This is a genomic window from Dorea chungnamensis (assembly GCF_039832125.1).
Taxonomy (GTDB): Bacteria; Bacillota; Clostridia; order Lachnospirales; family Lachnospiraceae; genus JAFBIX01.
The window spans coordinates 11,376-28,545 of record NZ_JBDOHT010000024.1 but is presented as its reverse complement, the minus strand read 5'-3'; the positions used below and the strand labels follow the sequence as shown (position 1 = coordinate 28,545).

14 protein-coding genes and 2 pseudogenes are annotated in these 17,170 nt (G+C 46.9%); 11 read left to right on the top strand and 5 right to left on the bottom strand.

Annotation, left to right across the window (positions count from 1 at the left end):
* Window positions 1–196 precede the first annotated feature (196 nt).
* Window positions 197–454 carry a helix-turn-helix domain-containing protein gene (locus ABE613_RS14400; protein WP_347376744.1) on the top strand — a complete coding sequence of 86 codons (258 nt, stop codon included), beginning with the start codon at window positions 197–199 and terminating at the stop codon, window positions 452–454.
* Entirely contained in the window at window positions 441–1,031 is a 591-nt protein-coding gene (locus tag ABE613_RS14395) for a virulence RhuM family protein (RefSeq protein WP_347376743.1), read from the top strand. The genes ABE613_RS14400 and ABE613_RS14395 overlap by 14 nt, the downstream gene beginning before the upstream one ends.
* Before the next feature lie 306 nt (window positions 1,032–1,337).
* Here the strand turns inward: ABE613_RS14395 and ABE613_RS14390 are convergent, their stop codons facing one another.
* Window positions 1,338–3,695 (bottom strand): InlB B-repeat-containing protein, encoded by a 2,358-nt coding sequence (locus ABE613_RS14390; protein ID WP_347376742.1) that lies wholly within the window; start codon window positions 3,693–3,695, stop codon window positions 1,338–1,340.
* A 122-nt stretch (window positions 3,696–3,817) separates the two neighbouring features.
* The gene (locus ABE613_RS14385; protein WP_347376741.1) at window positions 3,818–4,519 is read right to left on the bottom strand and encodes a TetR/AcrR family transcriptional regulator; all 702 of its coding nucleotides are present in this window, start codon (window positions 4,517–4,519) and stop codon (window positions 3,818–3,820) included.
* A gap of 250 nt (window positions 4,520–4,769) precedes the next feature.
* On the opposite strand from ABE613_RS14385, the gene ABE613_RS14380 reads away from it, so the two are divergent.
* On the top strand, window positions 4,770–5,198 hold the full coding sequence (locus tag ABE613_RS14380) for a hypothetical protein (protein WP_347376740.1): 429 nt from the start codon (window positions 4,770–4,772) through the stop codon (window positions 5,196–5,198).
* An 826-nt stretch (window positions 5,199–6,024) separates the two neighbouring features.
* Entirely contained in the window at window positions 6,025–7,245 is a 1,221-nt protein-coding gene (locus ABE613_RS14375; protein WP_002584949.1) for a Mef(A)/Tet(V) family efflux MFS transporter, read from the top strand.
* A gap of 80 nt (window positions 7,246–7,325) precedes the next feature.
* On the opposite strand, the gene ABE613_RS14370 is transcribed toward ABE613_RS14375, so the two are convergent.
* Window positions 7,326–8,126, bottom strand: coding sequence for a helix-turn-helix domain-containing protein (locus tag ABE613_RS14370; protein WP_002575858.1), 801 nt, complete (start codon window positions 8,124–8,126; stop codon window positions 7,326–7,328).
* A gap of 78 nt (window positions 8,127–8,204) precedes the next feature.
* Window positions 8,205–8,468: a hypothetical protein gene (locus ABE613_RS14365; protein WP_002575859.1), complete on the bottom strand. Its 264-nt coding sequence runs from the start codon at window positions 8,466–8,468 to the stop codon at window positions 8,205–8,207.
* A gap of 228 nt (window positions 8,469–8,696) precedes the next feature.
* Here ABE613_RS14365 and ABE613_RS14360 point away from each other — a divergent pair, with 228 nt between their 5' ends.
* The 5 genes from ABE613_RS14360 to ABE613_RS14340 all read left to right on the top strand — a co-directional run bounded on the left by ABE613_RS14360 (window position 8,697) and on the right by ABE613_RS14340 (window position 12,537).
* Complete coding sequence (locus tag ABE613_RS14360; protein WP_002575860.1) at window positions 8,697–9,110, top strand: cysteine-rich VLP domain-containing protein; 414 nt, start codon at window positions 8,697–8,699, stop codon at window positions 9,108–9,110.
* A 111-nt stretch (window positions 9,111–9,221) separates the two neighbouring features.
* Window positions 9,222–9,617 carry a replication initiator protein A gene (locus ABE613_RS14355; RefSeq protein WP_002575861.1) on the top strand — a complete coding sequence of 132 codons (396 nt, stop codon included), beginning with the start codon at window positions 9,222–9,224 and terminating at the stop codon, window positions 9,615–9,617.
* Window positions 9,618–9,790: 173 nt separating this feature from the next.
* Entirely contained in the window at window positions 9,791–10,735 is a 945-nt protein-coding gene (gene mobV / locus ABE613_RS14350; protein WP_002575862.1) for a MobV family relaxase, read from the top strand.
* Window positions 10,719–10,931, top strand: a complete 213-nt coding sequence (locus ABE613_RS14345; RefSeq protein WP_002584948.1) for a hypothetical protein — start codon at window positions 10,719–10,721, stop codon at window positions 10,929–10,931. Before mobV ends, ABE613_RS14345 begins: the two co-directional genes overlap by 17 nt.
* Window positions 10,932–11,025: 94 nt before the next feature.
* Window positions 11,026–12,537: a recombinase family protein gene (locus ABE613_RS14340; RefSeq protein ID WP_002575864.1), complete on the top strand. Its 1,512-nt coding sequence runs from the start codon at window positions 11,026–11,028 to the stop codon at window positions 12,535–12,537.
* 48 nt (window positions 12,538–12,585) lie between these two features.
* Here the strand turns inward: ABE613_RS14340 and ABE613_RS14335 are convergent.
* Window positions 12,586–12,858, bottom strand: a pseudogene (locus tag ABE613_RS14335) (MerR family transcriptional regulator); the annotation flags it as partial.
* Between the two features lie 126 nt (window positions 12,859–12,984).
* Here ABE613_RS14335 and ABE613_RS14330 point away from each other — a divergent pair.
* Both ABE613_RS14330 and ABE613_RS14325 read left to right on the top strand, forming a co-directional pair.
* Window positions 12,985–13,569 (top strand): annotated as a pseudogene (locus tag ABE613_RS14330) (alpha/beta hydrolase); the annotation flags it as partial.
* A 116-nt stretch (window positions 13,570–13,685) separates the two neighbouring features.
* Window positions 13,686–17,150, top strand: a complete 3,465-nt coding sequence (locus ABE613_RS14325; protein WP_347376739.1) for an ABC transporter permease — start codon at window positions 13,686–13,688, stop codon at window positions 17,148–17,150.
* Window positions 17,151–17,170: the final 20 nt, after the last annotated feature.

Below are 17,170 nucleotides of genomic sequence, written 5' to 3'. Positions count from 1 at the left end.
TGGCATTGAAATTTCTTCTTTGTCTGGACATGATAATGGATCCTTTCTTTCATACTGGTTTAAGTATATCAGATTCATTAAAAACTGTCCGAAAAAGTGTCTTAATTTATGAGACCATTATACAAAATGGTTCAGATATTTTAGAATAAAACCACCGAAAAGGTGGTTTTTGTTTTGCGCAAAATGAGGTTTTATCATGGAAAAAAGAGAAGAATTACAAGAACAGGCAGATAAGTTAAAGAGAATCAGAGCAGGCTTAGGCTTGAGCAGAAAAGCATTTTCAGAGTATATAGGTATTCCACTTCGCAATTTGGAAGAATGGGAAGCAGGCAGAAGGAAAATGCCTGAGTATTTGCTTCGGATGTTGATGTACTATGTAAAAATGAATCAATATCTGGAGAAAAATGGGATGAAAGAAGAAATGGAAAGGAAGGTGTTTGATGAACAGGAATGAAATCATAATTTTTGAAACAGAAGATCATCAGGTGAAATTACCTGTAACTGTGGAAGGCGAAACGGTATGGTTAAATCAGAATCAGATGTCTGAGTTGTTTGACAGGGATATTAAAACGATTGGTAAGCATATTAATAATGCTTTGAAAGAAGAATTATCCGTCGACAATTCAACTGTCGCAAAATTTGCGACAGTTCAAATTGAGGGGGAACGAGAAGTAGAAAGAAATATTGAATATTATAGCCTCGATGTAATCATTTCCGTTGGTTATCGTGTAAAATCCAAACGTGGTGTGGAATTTCGCCGTTGGGCTAATTCTGTATTAAAACAGTACATATTGAAAGGGTATGCGGTGAATGATAATCGTATCAAACAATTGGGAAAAGCGATACGAATTATGAAAAGGACGGAGAATGAACTGGACAGCAAACAGGTGCTTTCTGTAATCGAAAAGTACAGCAATGCACTCGATTTGCTGGATTCCTACGATCACCAGAATATGACTCGCCCGAAGGGAAATGAAGCAACATATGTTCTTCAATATGAAGAATGTATGGAGGTGATTCAGAGTATGTGATTTGGTGATGAATTGTATGCAATAAAATTGTTGTCCCTAATGCCAATTACTCGTGAAAACCGGTACTCAATATGGATATGGCAGAGCTCTGCACAATGCAAAAGATGATGATACGGTTACAGGCTGAGGGCAAGCACAAGCCCTGGCACCGATCCCACGACAAAGAAAGATAGTTTTCACAGCGATAATAATACCGCAGGGCAGTATCCTTGCCTTGCGGTATGACATACATTATGACATAGAAACACCCTGCAGGATTCTTAGTCTTGCAGGGTGTTTGCTAACTGTTGTTATGTTTTGTCCCGTTTATTTAGTCCGGGAACTTCTCCTGCGTCTGCTGTACACGCCTGTACCAATCACACCTGCAGCCGATACAGCGAGCAGAACAAGCCACAGCATGAGATTGCTATTGTCGCCTGTCTGTACACTCGTCGTTGCGTTAGTGGTTGGGGTGCTTGACATCGGCTTGGTTGGTTCCGTCGGCTCGGTTGTGGATTTTGTATAGGTGTTGGTAAAGCTCATCTGCTCCACCGCATATACATCATCAGGGATTTCGTAGTAACTGCCATTCTCTGACGGCACGAGAATGGCCGGGAAAATGAGCATAGAAGAAGGAGGTAAGATTTCATCGTCATATGCAAGAGCAATTTCTCCTTTATAACGAAGTCCCCACACCTTGTCATCATAAATCCAGCCATCTTCGCCTGCGTTCACCTGCTTTACAAATACTCCGTCTCTTAACATAGCCAGAAGATCCTCTGAAGGACCGGTAATCGTCATGATACCTTCGTAGCTTCCTGCTCCGTTTGTGGTAATGGAAGCAGTGACCTTCACGTCTTCAGATGACAGATTCTCTCCCTGATCGCCTACAAGTTGCAGATTGAAAACTGTTTTGCCAGGTGCAACATTACCGCCCTGCTTTACTGTGGTAGTGAATGGAACTTCGATAATCTCATCCCAGACGGGGTAAAGAGTCAGTTCCGCATCTATGGTATAGCTGTCGCCGAGCTCATACTCTCTGCCGTTCCCATCCTTCCAGCCGGTCTGGACATAACCCTCGCGGGTATAGGTCTCGCTTGAAAGCGTATAGTTCACGCCGTGGGTCTTTGTGCCCGAGGCGATGCTGCCCTCGCTGTCGCCGCCGTCATAGGTGATGGTGTAGGTGAGCGGCTCGAATCCCGCATAGAGAGTGATGTTTTCGGTAACAGCGTCTTCAAATTTATATTGATTAGTGAGTGTTTCGTCCGTGTACCAGCCTGCAAAAGTATAGCCTTCCTTAGTTGGATTAGTAGCAGGCTGTAACGCTTTTGCGGTGCTGGTATTGACGAACCACTGGGTAGGGACGGAGCTGCCGCCGTTTGAATTAAAGTGAACGGTGTGATATGTGTTGTCGGTAACCTGGCCCCCTATATTAATTATGCCGCCGTAGTAAACGCCGCCGCTGATGGTGCCCATGTTTTTAACCTCGCTATAGAACGTGGTGTAGCTGCCGGAGCTTGCGGTTTGAAGACTGGTTCCATCACCTATAAAAACCGTATCCTTAACAATACCGCCATTCGAGGTAAAACTACTTCCAAAATAAACGACACGCACGCCGCCTCCATACTCTGCGCTGCAATTCTCAATGGCGCCGCCGTTCATGGTAAAGTTACCCTTATTGTCGACATTCACACCGCCACCGCCGCCTTTGTTATCGTATGCGCTGCAATTCTCAATGGCGCCGCCGTTCATGGTAAAGCTGCCGCTGCTGTTGATATGCACGCCGCCTCCACTATAGGATCCGCTGCATTTTTTAATGGTGCCGTTACTCATGGTAAAGCTGCCGTCTTCGATACCCACGCCGCCGCCTTTAGATGCGCTGCAATCCTCAATGGTGCCGCCGTTCATGGTAAAGCCGTTGTAGGTACCCACGCCGCCTCCACTATATGCGTTGCACTCCTCAATAGTGCCGCCGTCCATGGTAAAGTTGCCCCTGCTGTTGATATGCACGCCGCCTCCTCTGCCTCCACTATCGGTAGATGCGCTGCAGTTTTTAATGGTGCCGTCACTCATGGTAAAGCCGCCGCTGCTGATATACACGCCGCCTCCTCTATAGGATCCGCTGCAATTCTCAATGGTGCCGCCGTACATGGTAAAGCTGCCAGTGTTGATATACACGCCGCCTCCACTAGATGCGCTGCAATTCTCAATAGTGCCGCCGTTCATGGTAAAGCCGCCGCTGCTGATACCCACGCCGCCTCCACTAGATGCGCTGCAATTCTCAATAGTGCCGCCGTTCATGGTAAAGCTGCCGCTTCCGATATACACGCCGCCTCCCAAGGTCGCATTGCCACCGGTGATCACACCGCCGACAGGCAGGGAGGAATCGTCATGTGTCGCTTCCGAGTCGCAGTCCTGCAAAGTCAGATTACCACCACTATTGATTTTAATCACACTTACGTTGCCGGTCATCTTGATTACATGGCCGTTGAGGTCAAGGGTGACGGTGTTGTTCACTTCCAAACTCGTGTCGATGGTATAGTCCCTCTCCAGCGTCACCGTGCCGCCATTGTCCAGCAGATTCTGTAGTTCAGCGGCGGTGCCATCTTCCGCAAAGACCGTCATCGGACAGAGCATCAGCACCATACAAAGGCTCAGCAGAATGCTAAAAAATCGTTTTTTCATATATATTTCCTTTCTTAGCTTTTCTGTACTCCGTAGAAAAGGAATTTGTTCAGAGGGAGATTGCATAGGGGAGTTTTCCCTATGCAAGGGAGTACTCCCTTGCAAATCAACTTTATTTGTTTCTATCCCTGTGGAAGAAGTCCGTCCAGGGAAAAATCATAGTGCATAGCAAGCCGGCGGAACAATTCTTCCATGACCGACTGGGCAATGCTGCGCATATCCAGCCCCGCGAGGAACGTAAGCACCTTCTGCAGTTCGTCCTCCGGCACCTTGTAGCCACGAAGCGCCAGCGTCACGAACTTGTTGAGCTTCCGCTCAAGCGTGAAATCTTCTGTGCAGGGATTTGCCATATAGCCGCGCATCAGTCCTGCCGATCCGAATTCCAGCTCGTAGAAGTCCTGCTCCGTAAGTTCCGGCTGATAAGGACCGAAGATCCGGTACAGTTCCTTCGCCGTGGCCCGCTGGATGTAATCCAGCAGGTGTTCCTGCGTGTAGGCTTCCAGATAGATTTGCCGCAGATTTTCATTCAGTTCCGTCAATGTAATCTGGAGCGCGGTTTCTGCCGCATAGACATACACCGGCGGGAACGCCTCGCCCGCAACATTTCTGGCAATCCCGAACTGGTTTTCAAACATGAATTCCACCAGCTCCATCAGAACGCCGTCCTTGCTATGAAAAAGGTTCTGAAAACTGCTGGAGGAAACTTTTGCTTCCCTGAGAATCTGCAGCATGGTCGTCTGATGGTATCCGTTTTCCAGAAACAGCCTGACACAAGCCTGCAAGATCCGTTTTTCCGTTTGAAGTCCGTCACTTCGTACTGCCAATCAATCACCCCCTGCCATACAAATTGGTTTGCAAACCAATTTTAGCAGATGTGCATTCGTTTTTCAAGATGGGGACAGTGGTTATTTCAAAATAATAGTAGATGAAGTCTGCTCTATCATCAGAGATACCAATATAGCCTCTCGAAATGTAGCCATAAGAAACGGTATGACAATGACGGACACGTGGACAAAACATTACAGAGGTGTCAATTTGATATATTTCTATTTTTTCGTGCTTGATAAAATGTAAATGCCAGGCAGTTACGCCTGGCAAATTTTATTTGTGGGCTTTGTTATAAAGTTTTTGAATGTCCTTTGGGAGATTATCGGGGAGCATGGCATTAATCTTATCTTCGTTGCCATCAGCTATGGCGGTGTCATAATACCAACATTTGAATTCCAGCATAGCAAGAGTTTTTTCAAGTTGTTTTATTTCGTCTTTGACGGCAGCTTAGGTCAGTTTACAAGGAACTACACGCAGACCGTGAAACGGGCTGCTGACAACAAACGGCGCTATGCTCCCGGCTGGGTGCATAGCACCTGTTTGTTGCGGGGGTTTCCAAAGGGGGCAGCGCCCCATTTGGCACACGACTTTGCGGAGCAAAGTGTAGTGTGTTATACGCTCTGTCGGCGTTGCCCTGAAAATACCGTTGCCGCCGGGGAGGGCAAGGGCATTTGACGCGGCAGGAAAGCAGGGCTTTGTTTGGGGCTGGTAAGCCGGAAACAAAGGGCTGATTTCAGCAGCAGACAGGGCGTATTATGAAAGCCCCCGTCCCTCGTCCTCCGCCCCCGGCCTATGGGACAAAAAGTCCCAAAGCTCTGGACACCGTGACCAGATGTGTGGCCACACTCCGGGAAAAGTAGCAGGACGGCAGGAAACCGTCAAGGCTGAAATGAATGGGCTGACGCCCGGCCTTGACCGTTCCCCGCCGCCCCGCTGGATGGGTGGACAAGGTGGCCAATCCCTAAAAGTGTTTGGCCGCACTCGTTCATTTTGGGGCCTTTCTTCTCCCAAAATTGAAATGGGCGGGAAAGCCCTAAAATGGCTTTCCCGCCTTGATTACCCATTAGCAAAGACGGGCGAGACTGTCAACGGCGGCGCTGAAAGCGCCGTTCATCTTGACCGTTGACTGGCTCGCCTGGCTTTGCTACTGCCCGTAAGAGATGGAAAAACAAGATGGAAAACAAGGTTAAAAATGGTTGACAAGTCTATCGGATGTGTGTTATACTGTGCGACAGTTTGAGATTGGAAGGAGGCTTACGTGTGTTAATTTGTGTACGCTAATAAGCAATAAAAAGTAGAAGTACCTTTCCACATGATGGTGGGCTTTTTTTGCGTGCGTATGCAAAGGAACACGTAGGTTTGACACGAGCAGTCTTTGAACTGTATCGTGGTGTTTTTTCGTGCTTTGTTGTTATGCAGGCGTCTGCCCTCTCTGTGGGACAACGCCTGCTTTTTATTGCAGAAACAAAGGAACAATGCAATAAAAAAGGAGGTTCGCATTATGACCCAAAACAACAATTCATGGAGAAAAACTTATTTTACACTTCTTGCCGGACAAGCAATATCCTTTATTAGCAGCGGTATTTTGCAAATGGCCATTATCTTTTATTTGGTTGCGAAAACTAATTCTGCAATCATATTGACGGCGGCAACACTGATTGGATTTTTGCCGCAAGCCTGTTTAGGCCCGTTTGCAGGTGCTTTTGTTGACCGGCACAGCCGTAAAAGCGTAATGATTGGTGCGGATTTGATAATTGCCGCCGCTGGCGGTATTCTGGCGCTGGTGGCGTTTTACATGGAATTGCCCGTATGGTCTATTATGGTTGTCCTGTTAATCCGAAGTGCGGGAACTGCTTTTCATTCTCCAGCATTCAGCGCAGCAACACCTATGATTGTGCCAAAAGAGGAACTTACAAAATGCGCTGGTTACACGCAGACCATGCAAGCAGTAAGTGCGATTATCAGTCCAGCTGCCGCAGCGTTTTTATATGCTGTTTGGCCTCTTAATGCAATTATATTGTTAGATATTGTGGGTGCAATCCTTGCCTGTGTGACTGTTGCGATTTCGTCCATACCAACGCCTGAACTATGTCCAGAAACGAAAAGACAACAGTTTTTACAGGATATGAAAGAGGGGTATGTGGTATTAAAGCAAAACAGGGGCCTCTTTGCTCTGCTCTGGATTGGTGTAATTTATATGTTCTTTTATATGCCAATCAGTACGCTTTTTCCTCTCATCTGTATGTCATACTTCAAAGGAACACCGGCCCATGCCTCTGCCGCTGAAATTGCTTTTGCGGTTGGTATGCTGCTTGGCGGAGTCATTCTGAGCATTTGGGGCGGTTTTAAGAAACGGCGGTACACCATCGGTCTTTCCGTTCTCCTGATGGGCGTTAGCAATATGCTCTCCGGGCTTTTGCCGCCAGACGCATTTCTTGTCTTTGTTGTGTGCTGTACTGTTATGGGAATTTCCGCTCCATTTTACGGTGTGCAAAATGCGATTTTTCAAGAAACGGTCAAACCAGAATATCTGGGGAGAGTTTTTTCTCTACTGACAAGCGCCGCTTCCCTCGCCATGCCGTTTGGCCTTGTCATTTCCGGGCCTCTGGCGGAGCGGCTGGGAGTTGAGAAATGGTTTGTCATTTGCGGAATTGGCATTATCATCGTTGCGCTTGCCGTATTTTTACTACCCGGTTTGAGAGAGATTGACAATACGCAATAATCAACTGCACCTTTTTCTATTACTAAACAAAATGCCTGGATGGTGGTTCTGAAAAACCAGAACCGCCGTTCAGGCATTTTTTATCTTCGTCCTCTCTGCGGTTTTGGATTCTTCAGCAAGTCGGATTTTTCCGCAATCTTTTTCAGCCACTTCCGTTCTTCTACTGACAGCTTCCTAAAATTCAGCTTGAGCCGTTTGCAGATAAACGCCAAGTACGCTTGTTCCGTGTCGCTGTCCTGGCTGACGATTTCACCAGCAGTTTCCAGCATTTCTTTTAGCGGGTTATCCTCTGGGACGCTGAAAAAATCGTCCTTGTGTGTTTCCCGCAGAGCAAGGGCAATCCCGTTTATGTCCCGTTGTATCACATAGCGGCAAAACTCGTCCTCATCAATATGGGCGGTGATAAGCTGTCTTAACTGCGTATCACTCATGCCAGGATTATGCTTTTTTATAACAGTTGCGCTCATCGTGTCCACTATGGCGTTTGCACCCTGCGCCTGTTTCAGTGCCGTTCCGTTCACATAGATTTCAAGGTCAGCCATCAGCCGGGGGAAATCCGGGTGCGCCGCCAGCTCACACAGCAGGGTATTGTCTATCCTCCCGCTTTTCAGCAGGTCAATCATTTCATCACTCAAACGCAGGTCTGCAAGATCGGCGTTTGGGTGATTTTTCATTTCAGACAGCCCCAGCAGATAATCAGCGGTCACACCGTAAAACTTCGCCAGCCGGATAAGGGCATAGTGGCTGATGTCCTTGAAGTCTTCCGTTTCGTAACTGCCCAGCGCAGACTTGGAAAGCCCGGTCTGCTCCGCAAGCTGCCCCAGCGTCAAGCCACGCTCCACACGTAGGTCTTTTAATCGCTCTTGTATGGATAAAGACATATTCACCCTCCTTGCTAGCTCAACGAAAGAGAAGCCGTTATGCTATGTACTATGCTCATAGCATAACGGCATAGGCATTTACAGTTTTATTTTACCATTTGCTACATCTTCACGAAATTTATCAACAAGCTTCGCTGTCAGCTTGGATTTACCGTAGTGTTCAAGTACAAAAGTACGATAACTTTTTCCATCTACAAGCACATCACTTTTTCTGGTCAACAACCAATTTCCGTTACCTCCTCCCTGTTCTCTAATATTCCAGTCTTTCCCATATCTTTTATAGATTTCATCTTTTTTACCTTGAACAGACATTGATTCGCTTGGAATATAAACAATTTGCATAATAGCTCCTCCTTTATTTTGTGCAAGAAGACCAGAAACCTGAATTTGTCTTTTATCTTTTTTTGATTATATCACAAATCCGAGAGCGTGGAAATAGGGAGTTTTTCAGGCTGATTTCCTACCTCTTGGATATACGGCACAGGCGGTCAAAAAGGTGTAGACTTGGGATAGTTCATCGATGGACAAGCACCTTGGAAACAGAACACGCCAAAGAAAACGGAGGGACGCATGAGCAAAAGACCCTATCAACACCTGCCGCCGCTGGAACACAGGCCGGACGGCTCCCCCTACCGCATAACCCCGCCCCAGAAGAGACGAGCCAGCGGCCTGATACGCCGGGAGTGCTGCAACTGCGAGGACGGAAACTGCCTTGCGCTGGACGATGGCGACACCTGCGCCTGTCCGCAGATGATTTCGTTCTCCGTCTGCTGCAAGTGGTTCCGCTGGGCGGTCTTGCCGCTGGACAGGACGCTGGAAGCGGAGATTTACCGGGACAGGGACTTGAAACGCTGTGCGGAGTGCGGCGGTGTGTTCGTCCCGAAGTCCAACCGGGGCAAATACTGCCCGGACTGCGCCGCCAGAGTTCACAGGCGGCAGAAAACAGAAAGTGAACGGAAAAGGAGGTCTGCTGTGGACAGTTAAGAGCGGGAAAAGCCTTGATTTGCAAGGCTCCGCAAGCCCTCAACCGGGGCGGCTGGTATCATTTATCATTCGCCCCGGAAAACGGGCCTCTAACCGTCCACAAAACACGCTATGACAAACACGATTTATATTCACCAGCCGGAAAAGGCGTTCAGTTTCACCCGGCTCCCCAATTTCCTTTTTGAAGCACCCACATTCCAGCCCTTGAGCAACGAAGCGAAGGTGCTGTATGCCTTTGTCCTGCGCCGGGCGGAGTTGTCCCGGAAGAACGGCTGGGCGGACGAGTACGGGCGGGTCTACCTGTACTACCCCATCTGCGAGGTGGTCGCTTTGCTCCGCTGCGGGCGGCAGAAAGCGGTCAACACCCTGCGGGAGTTGCAGTATGCGGGGCTGGTGGAAATCCAGAAACAGGGCTGTGGAAAACCCAACCGCATTTACCCGAAATCCTATGAAGCGGTTCCAAACACCGACTTCAAGAAATCCGGTTATGGTACGCCGGAGGGCTGAAAACCGTACTTGGCGAGTACGAAAATCAATCCTCTTGAAGTACGGAAATCTGACGGTATATAGAAATACAGAGATTAAAACCATCTATTTACATTCATTCCATTCCAATCCTATCAGAGATATTTTCGGCGGGAAAACCCGCCGGAAAGGAATGGAATGGGGAAAGGAGTTCAATGGCACAACACGCAATTTTGCGATTTGAGAAGCACAAGGGCCACCCGGCGGGGCCGCTGGAAGCCCACCATGAACGGAAAAAGGAGCAGTACGCCAGCAACCCGGACATTGACACCAGCCGGAGCAAGTACAATTTCCACATCGTCAAGCCGGATGGCCGCTACTACCATTTCATTCAGAGCCGCATCGAGCAGGCCAGATGCCGCACCCGCAAGGACAGCACTCGGTTTGTGGACACGCTGATTACCGCCAGCCCGGAGTTTTTCAAGGGCAAGTCCCCAAAGGAGATAGCGGCCTACTTCCAGAGGGCGGCGGACTTCCTCATTGACCGGGTGGGCCGGGAGAACATCGTTTCGGCTATGGTACACATGGATGAAAAAACGCCCCATCTGCACTTGGTCTTTGTGCCGCTGACAAAGGACAACCGCCTGTGCGCCAAAGAAATTATCGGCAACCGGGCCAATCTGACGAAGTGGCAGGACGATTTTCACGCCTGTATGGTGGAGCAGTACCCCGACCTGGAGCGTGGGGAAAGCGCCAGCAAGACGGGCCGGAAGCATATCCCCACCCGGCTGTTCAAACAGGCGGTCAACCTCTCCAAACAGGCGAGGGCCATTGAAGCGGTTCTCTCCGGCATTACCCCGCTGAACGCCGGAAAGAAGAAAGAGGAAGCCCTCTCCATGCTGAAAAAGTGGTTTCCGCAGATGGAGAACTTCTCCGGGCAACTGAAAAAATACAAGGTCACAATCAATGACTTGTTAGCGGAAAATGAAAAGCTGGAAGTCAGGGCAAAGGCCAGCGAAAAAGGCAAGATGAATGACACGATGGAACGGGCGAAGTTAAAAAGCGAACTGGACGATATGCGGCGGCTGGTTGACCGTATCCCGCCGGAGATTTTAGCGGAACTGAAACGGCAACAGCGGCAGCATGGAAAGGAAAGGTGATCTTATAAGTAATATCAGATACAAAAAGGAAATCGAAATCGTGACTTTTCAGGGAAAGGAAATCACACTGGAAAATCTCTCCCCGGTGTTCACGCCGGAACAGGAAGCAGCCAAACGCCGGGAACTGGAACAGCAGCTTTATGAGGTGTTCCGCAAGTACGCCGACAAGCGGGAGAGTGAGGAAGCCGGGACATAAGGTTTTCCAAACCCATCATTGATTTGCGGGGCTGCTGGCGGTATAATAGAACTGTCAGCAGCTCCGTTTCTTTTTTAAGAAAAGGAGCGACAATATGAACAATCGGATAGACGCAATCTATGCAAGACAATCGGTAGACAAAAAGGACAGCATTTCCATTGAAAGCCAGATTGAATTTTGCAAATACGAGTTGAAAGGCGGTAACTGCAAGGAATACACAGACAAAGGGTACAGCGGCAAGAACACAGACCGTCCGAAGTTTCAAGAACTGGTGCGGGACATCAAGCGGGGCTTGATTGCAAAGGTCGTGGTTTACAAGCTCGACCGTATCAGCCGTTCCATTCTGGACTTTGCCAACATGATGGAGCTGTTCCAGCAGTACAATGTGGAGTTTGTGTCCTCTACGGAAAAGTTTGATACCTCCACGCCGATGGGACGGGCCATGCTGAATATCTGTATCGTGTTCGCCCAGCTTGAACGGGAAACGATACAGAAGCGGGTAACGGACGCTTACTACTCCCGCAGTCAGCGGGGCTTTAAGATGGGCGGGAAAGCCCCTTACGGCTTCCATACGGAGCCTATCAAGATGGACGGTATCAACACAAAGAAGCTGGTGGTAAACCCGGAGGAAGCGGCCAATATCCGGCTGATGTTTGAGATGTACGCCCAGCCCACAACTTCCTACGGGGACATTACCCGGTACTTTGCCGAACAGGGGATTTTGTTCCATGGCAAAGAGCTGATACGCCCCACGCTGGCGCAGATGTTACGCAATCCTGTCTATGTGCAGGCAGACCTTGATGTGTACGAATTTTTCAAAAGTCAAGGTACAGTCATTGTCAATGACGTTGCCGATTTTACGGGCATGAACGGCTGCTATCTGTATCAAGGGCGAGATGTAAAGGCCAGCAAGAAAAACGACTTAAAAGACCAAATGCTGGTACTGGCTCCCCATGAGGGTATCGTCCCCTCCGACACCTGGCTGACCTGCCGCAAGAAGCTGATGAACAACATGAAAATCCAGTCTGCCCGGAAAGCCACCCACACATGGCTGGCAGGAAAAATCAAGTGCGGGAATTGCGGGTATGCTCTTATGAGTATCTACAATCCCTCCGGCAAACAGTATCTCCGCTGCACGAAACGGCTGGACAATAAAAGCTGTCCTGGCTGTGGGAAAATCATCACTTCGGAACTGGAAGCGGTTGTTTATCAGCAGATGGTAAAGAAGCTGGCAAGCTACAAGACGCTGACAGGAAAAAAGAAAGCGGCAAAGGCAAACCCGAAAATCACCGCCCTGCAAGTGGAACTTGCCCATGTAGACAGCGAGATTGAAAAGCTGGTGGACAGTCTGACGGGGGCAAACAATGTCCTGTTCTCCTATGTGAATGTGAAGATAGCGGAACTGGACGGGCGCAAGCAGGAACTTCTGGCAAGGATAGCGGAGTTGACTGTGGAGGCCATCAGCCCGGAACAGGTCAGCCAGATTTCCGGCTACCTCGATACCTGGGAGAATGTATCTTTTGATGACAAGCGGCGTGTGGTGGATTTGATGATCACCACCATAGCCGCCACAAGCGACAGCTTGAACATCACATGGAAAATCTGACTGGCGGCACCCCTCCCGTCAGATACCTACCCTGTGTAGTCCCTTGTAAACTGTACTTTTTCGATGTTCAAATAATTCTTTTCGTTTTTGATAGCTAGAGGAGCCTTCTGTAACCCATTCAAAGAATTGTTTTATATCCTTTATTTCAAGACCTGATTGTTTTAAGCACTCGATTACTCGGATTGCTTCAAGTTCATTATCACCGAAGTGTCTAATATTGCCTTTGCGTTTAAGATTAGGGAAAAATCCTTCTTTATCGTAATATCTTAAGGTAGAAATAGGGAGATGAAACATCTCGGATACTTGACCAATTGTGTACATAAAAACCTTCTTTCAAAATTTGAAAATAATACTTGACCTAAAGTTAAGTTTAGGTCTTATGATAATATCATAAAGCAAAAAGGCTTTCATTTCAATAGAATTTTTAATACGGAGGTATTTGATATTATGAAGACAGAAGAGCTTAAGATGGTTACAGCGTGGGATAAGACTTTTCCTAAGAGCGAAAAGGTGGATCACAAGAAGATTACATTCATGAATCGATATGGAATTACTCTTGTAGCAGACATGTATATTCCAAAGAATGCAGAGGGTAAGCTTCCGGCAATTGCAGTAAGTGGTCCATTCGGTGCGGTAAAGGAGCAGTGTGCTGGATTGTACGCACAGACAATGGCAGAGAGAGGATTTCTTACAATCGCATTTGATCCATCTTTTACCGGAGAGAGTGGTGGATTGCCAAGATATATGGCATCGCCTGATATTAATACGGAGGATTTTATGGCTGCCGTTGACTTCCTTTCCGTACAGGATAACGTAGATGCCGACAAGATTGGTATTATTGGTATTTGTGGCTGGGGAGGTATGGCAATTAATGCAGCTACACTTGATACACGAATCAAGGCAACGGTTGCGTCCACTATGTATGATATGACAAGAGTGAATGCCAACGGATATTTTGATTCAGAGGACAGTGAAGAAGCCCGATTTGCAAAGAAACAGGCTATGAATGCTCTTAGAACTGAGGAATATAAAAAGTGATTCATTTATTTTTCACAGATATTTAATAGAATCTTGTGCCAAAAGATGTTAAAATAATTCTATATTATTGAAAAATATCTGCAATTTATGCTTTTTTGGACAGGTGGAAAATGAAGTCGAATATGTGGAAATCTACTACACGGGAAATTAAACAAAGTATGGGCCGATTTCTTGCGATTCTTGCGATTGTTGCTTTGGGAGTCGGCCTTTTTTCGGGTCTGAAAGTGACACAGCCTGCTATGGTAAAGACGGTCAATCAATATTTGACGGAGAAGCAATTCTATGATTACCGGATATTGTCTTCTCTTGGCTTTGAACAAGAGGATGTGGACTTCCTTGCTAAGCAGAAGGATGTAAGGTACGCAGAAGGTGTCTTCAATATGGATGTTCTGTGCAATATTGACGGAGAGAATGAAATGGTGTTAAAGGCCTATAATCTCCCGGAAGATATAAATGGAATTGAACTTATGGAAGGCCGTATGCCGAAGAATGCAGGAGAGTGTCTTGTGGATTCTTCTTGTTTTACCAAGAAAGATATCGGGCAGACGCTGGTGCTTTCGGATACGAACGATGAAGATGATCTGGAATGCTTTACAAAAACAGAATATACCATTGTAGGACTGGCGCAATCCTCCAATTATATACAGTTTGAGAGAGGCAATACTTCTCTTGGAAATGGACGCATCAGTGGCTTCATGTATCTTCCATGGGAGAGCTTTGATACAGACTATTATACAGAGATTCTGGTGAAGTTTGATCAGGATTATGAGATATACAGTGATGAATATGATGCTTATATGGATGATAAGGAAGAGGAATGGGAAGATCTGGCGAAAGAGGCGGCAGAACATCACTATGCAAGAATCCTGGCAGATGCAGAAGAGAAGTTGAATGATGCGGAACAGGAACTGGCTGATGGAAGAGCGGAGGGAGAAGCAGAGCTTGCCGATGCAAGAGCAGAACTTGAGGAGGCGAAAGCGAAGCTGGAAGACGCGGACCGCAAGATCGCTGATGCAAAAAAAGAACTGGCTGATGGCCAGAAGGAGCTGGATGCCAGCCGTTCACAGCTACAGAATGCGGAATCAGAACTTGCTCAGAATGAAGCTGTATTAAATAGTAGTGTGGCAGAACTGGAAAGTAACTGGGCACTATTAGTGGAAAAAGAAGCGCAGGTAGCAGAAGGAAGACAACAGCTGGAAAGCAGTCAGACGCAGTTGAATGAGAATAAAGCGGCATTAGAAGCTGGACAAAATCAGCTAAATGAGGCACAGAATCAAGTCTCAAAGCTGCAACAACAGGTTGATTTATTAGATGCGGCCGCATTGTATTCTTTTCCGCCAGAACAAAAAGAAGCGATTCTTGCGCCATTGGAAGAGGCGGTGGATGAATTACTTTCAGGATTGTCGGAAGGGAGTACCGGAGAAGGAACTGACACAAGCACCCTGTCTGCTGCACAAAGAATAGCCATTATGAATGGAAAACTTGCAGGTGCTTCCGCTGCGATTGCTCAAAAACAGAAAGAGATTACGAATCATCTGGAACAGATTCAGACAGCGCAGGAAACAATCGATGCCCAGAGACAGAACTTAGATGATGCAGATGCCCAGCTTGCAGCAGTAAGAGCCCAACTGGAGGCTGCCCAGAAGGAATTGGATTCCGGCAAAGCCCAGATTGAGTCTGGAAAGAAGCAGATAGCAGAAAGCTGGAATGCGTTCTTTGCAGGAGAGGCTGAGATTGAGAGTGGAAAAGCTGAGATCGCAAAGAATGAAGCAGAGCTTCAGGATGGATGGCAGGAATATAACGATGGTCTGGCAGAGTATGGGGAAGGCTATCAGGAATTTGTAGATGAGATTGCAGATGCAGAGAAGAAGATTGCGGATGCAAGAGAAGAGATCGAAGATCTTGCATCACCGGAAAGCTATCTGTTGGATCGAAATACGAATGTTGGATATGCATGTTTCGAGGGTGATTCGGCAATCATCAATGGAATTGCCAATGTATTCCCGGTATTCTTCTTCGCTGTAGCGGCACTGGTATGTATTACTACGATGAGCCGGATGATTGAAGAACAGAGAACGCAGATCGGTGTGTTAAAAGCACTGGGTTATAGTAAGTCATCGATTATGGGCAAGTATCTGTTCTATTCAAGCACAGCAGCAGTGTTAGGTTGTTTGATTGGATTCTTTGGTGGAACCTGGCTGTTCCCGAATGTCATCTGGTATGCCTATGGAATGATGTACGATGTGGGAAAATTGTCATATGTATTGGATTGGCAGCTTGGTCTGATCTCATTGATTGTGTCTGTAGCATGTTCTGCCGGAACTACGTTCCTGACTTGCCGCAAGGAACTTGGTGAGGTGGCAGCGGAGCTGATGAGACCAAAAGCGCCAAAGGCCGGAAAGCGAGTGCTTCTTGAGCGAGTGCCATTTATCTGGAAACGCCTGAAATTCTTATATAAAGTGTCCTATCGGAATGTATTTCGTTATAAGAAACGGTTCCTGATGATGGTAATCGGTATCAGCGGATGTACAGCATTACTTGTGACGGGATTCGGAATCAATGATTCAGTGACGAACATAGCAAGCGATCAATATGATAATATCCAGATTTATGATATGAGTGTAACATTGGCAGATGAAGTAGAGGAAAGTACAAAGGCTGAGATTAAGAAGTCACTGGGAAAAGAGGTATCGGAGTCTGTCTATGTGATGGAAAAGAGTATGGATCTTGTTCATGGAGACCAATTGAAGGGTATCAATCTGGTTGCAGTGGATGAGAAGGAAGATATTTCTCCATTTGTACATCTGAAAGATCCGGATGGTAAGAAAATATCTTATCCGGGAGAGGGAGAGTGTATTCTTTCCGAAGCGATTGCAGAGAACTATGAGATAGAAGTAGGAGATACCATTACACTACAGGATGAGAACCATGAGACCATGGAACTTAAAGTCAGTGGTATCTTTGAAAATCACATTAGAAATTATGTATACATGACGACGCAGACTTATGAGAAATATATGGGAGAGGATGCATCTCTGAATGCTGTCTATATCAACGCCTCAGAAAAAGCAGATGTGCATCAGCTTTCTGCAGATCTGATGAAGATGGATGAAGTGACGAATGTAACGGTATCTGAAGATACCAAGACTCGCTTCGCCAGCATGATGAACAGTATGAATCTGGTAGTAGTGGTAATTATTGTATGTGCGGCCGGACTGGCATTTATTGTATTGTATAACCTTACCAATATCAATATCACGGAACGCATAAAAGAAATCGCAACGATTAAGGTACTGGGCTTTTATAGGAATGAAACTGCAAGTTATGTATTCCGTGAAAACATGATACTGACATTTATAGGAACGATGGCAGGACTCGTTCTTGGAAAATATTTTCACATGTTTGTGATGTCGCAGGTAAAGGTAGATCAGGTGGCATTTGATGTCCGGATTGCACCGATCAGTTATGTGTATAGTATACTGTTGACTTTTGCATTTGCCTGGTTCGTAGATCTTGTCATGAATGGCAAATTAAAACGCATCAGCATGGCAGAATCACTAAAATCTGTAGATTAAAAGAATGGGAAAAGGTTATG

What these genes read in the sequence shown, in the direction of transcription:
- ABE613_RS14400 (WP_347376744.1), top strand. Translation starts at nt 197, where the DNA reads ATGGAAAAAAGAGAAGAATTACAAGAACAGGCAGATAAGTTAAAGAGA.
- ABE613_RS14395 (WP_347376743.1), top strand. Translation starts at nt 441, where the DNA reads ATGAACAGGAATGAAATCATAATTTTTGAAACAGAAGATCATCAGGTG.
- ABE613_RS14390 (WP_347376742.1), bottom strand. Translation starts at nt 3,695, where the DNA reads ATGAAAAAACGATTTTTTAGCATTCTGCTGAGCCTTTGTATGGTGCTG.
- ABE613_RS14380 (WP_347376740.1), top strand. Translation starts at nt 4,770, where the DNA reads ATGCCAGGCAGTTACGCCTGGCAAATTTTATTTGTGGGCTTTGTTATA.
- ABE613_RS14375 (WP_002584949.1), top strand. Translation starts at nt 6,025, where the DNA reads ATGACCCAAAACAACAATTCATGGAGAAAAACTTATTTTACACTTCTT.
- ABE613_RS14370 (WP_002575858.1), bottom strand. Translation starts at nt 8,126, where the DNA reads ATGTCTTTATCCATACAAGAGCGATTAAAAGACCTACGTGTGGAGCGT.
- ABE613_RS14365 (WP_002575859.1), bottom strand. Translation starts at nt 8,468, where the DNA reads ATGCAAATTGTTTATATTCCAAGCGAATCAATGTCTGTTCAAGGTAAA.
- ABE613_RS14360 (WP_002575860.1), top strand. Translation starts at nt 8,697, where the DNA reads ATGAGCAAAAGACCCTATCAACACCTGCCGCCGCTGGAACACAGGCCG.
- ABE613_RS14355 (WP_002575861.1), top strand. Translation starts at nt 9,222, where the DNA reads ATGACAAACACGATTTATATTCACCAGCCGGAAAAGGCGTTCAGTTTC.
- mobV (WP_002575862.1), top strand. Translation starts at nt 9,791, where the DNA reads ATGGCACAACACGCAATTTTGCGATTTGAGAAGCACAAGGGCCACCCG.
- ABE613_RS14345 (WP_002584948.1), top strand. Translation starts at nt 10,719, where the DNA reads ATGGAAAGGAAAGGTGATCTTATAAGTAATATCAGATACAAAAAGGAA.
- ABE613_RS14340 (WP_002575864.1), top strand. Translation starts at nt 11,026, where the DNA reads ATGAACAATCGGATAGACGCAATCTATGCAAGACAATCGGTAGACAAA.
- ABE613_RS14325 (WP_347376739.1), top strand. Translation starts at nt 13,686, where the DNA reads ATGAAGTCGAATATGTGGAAATCTACTACACGGGAAATTAAACAAAGT.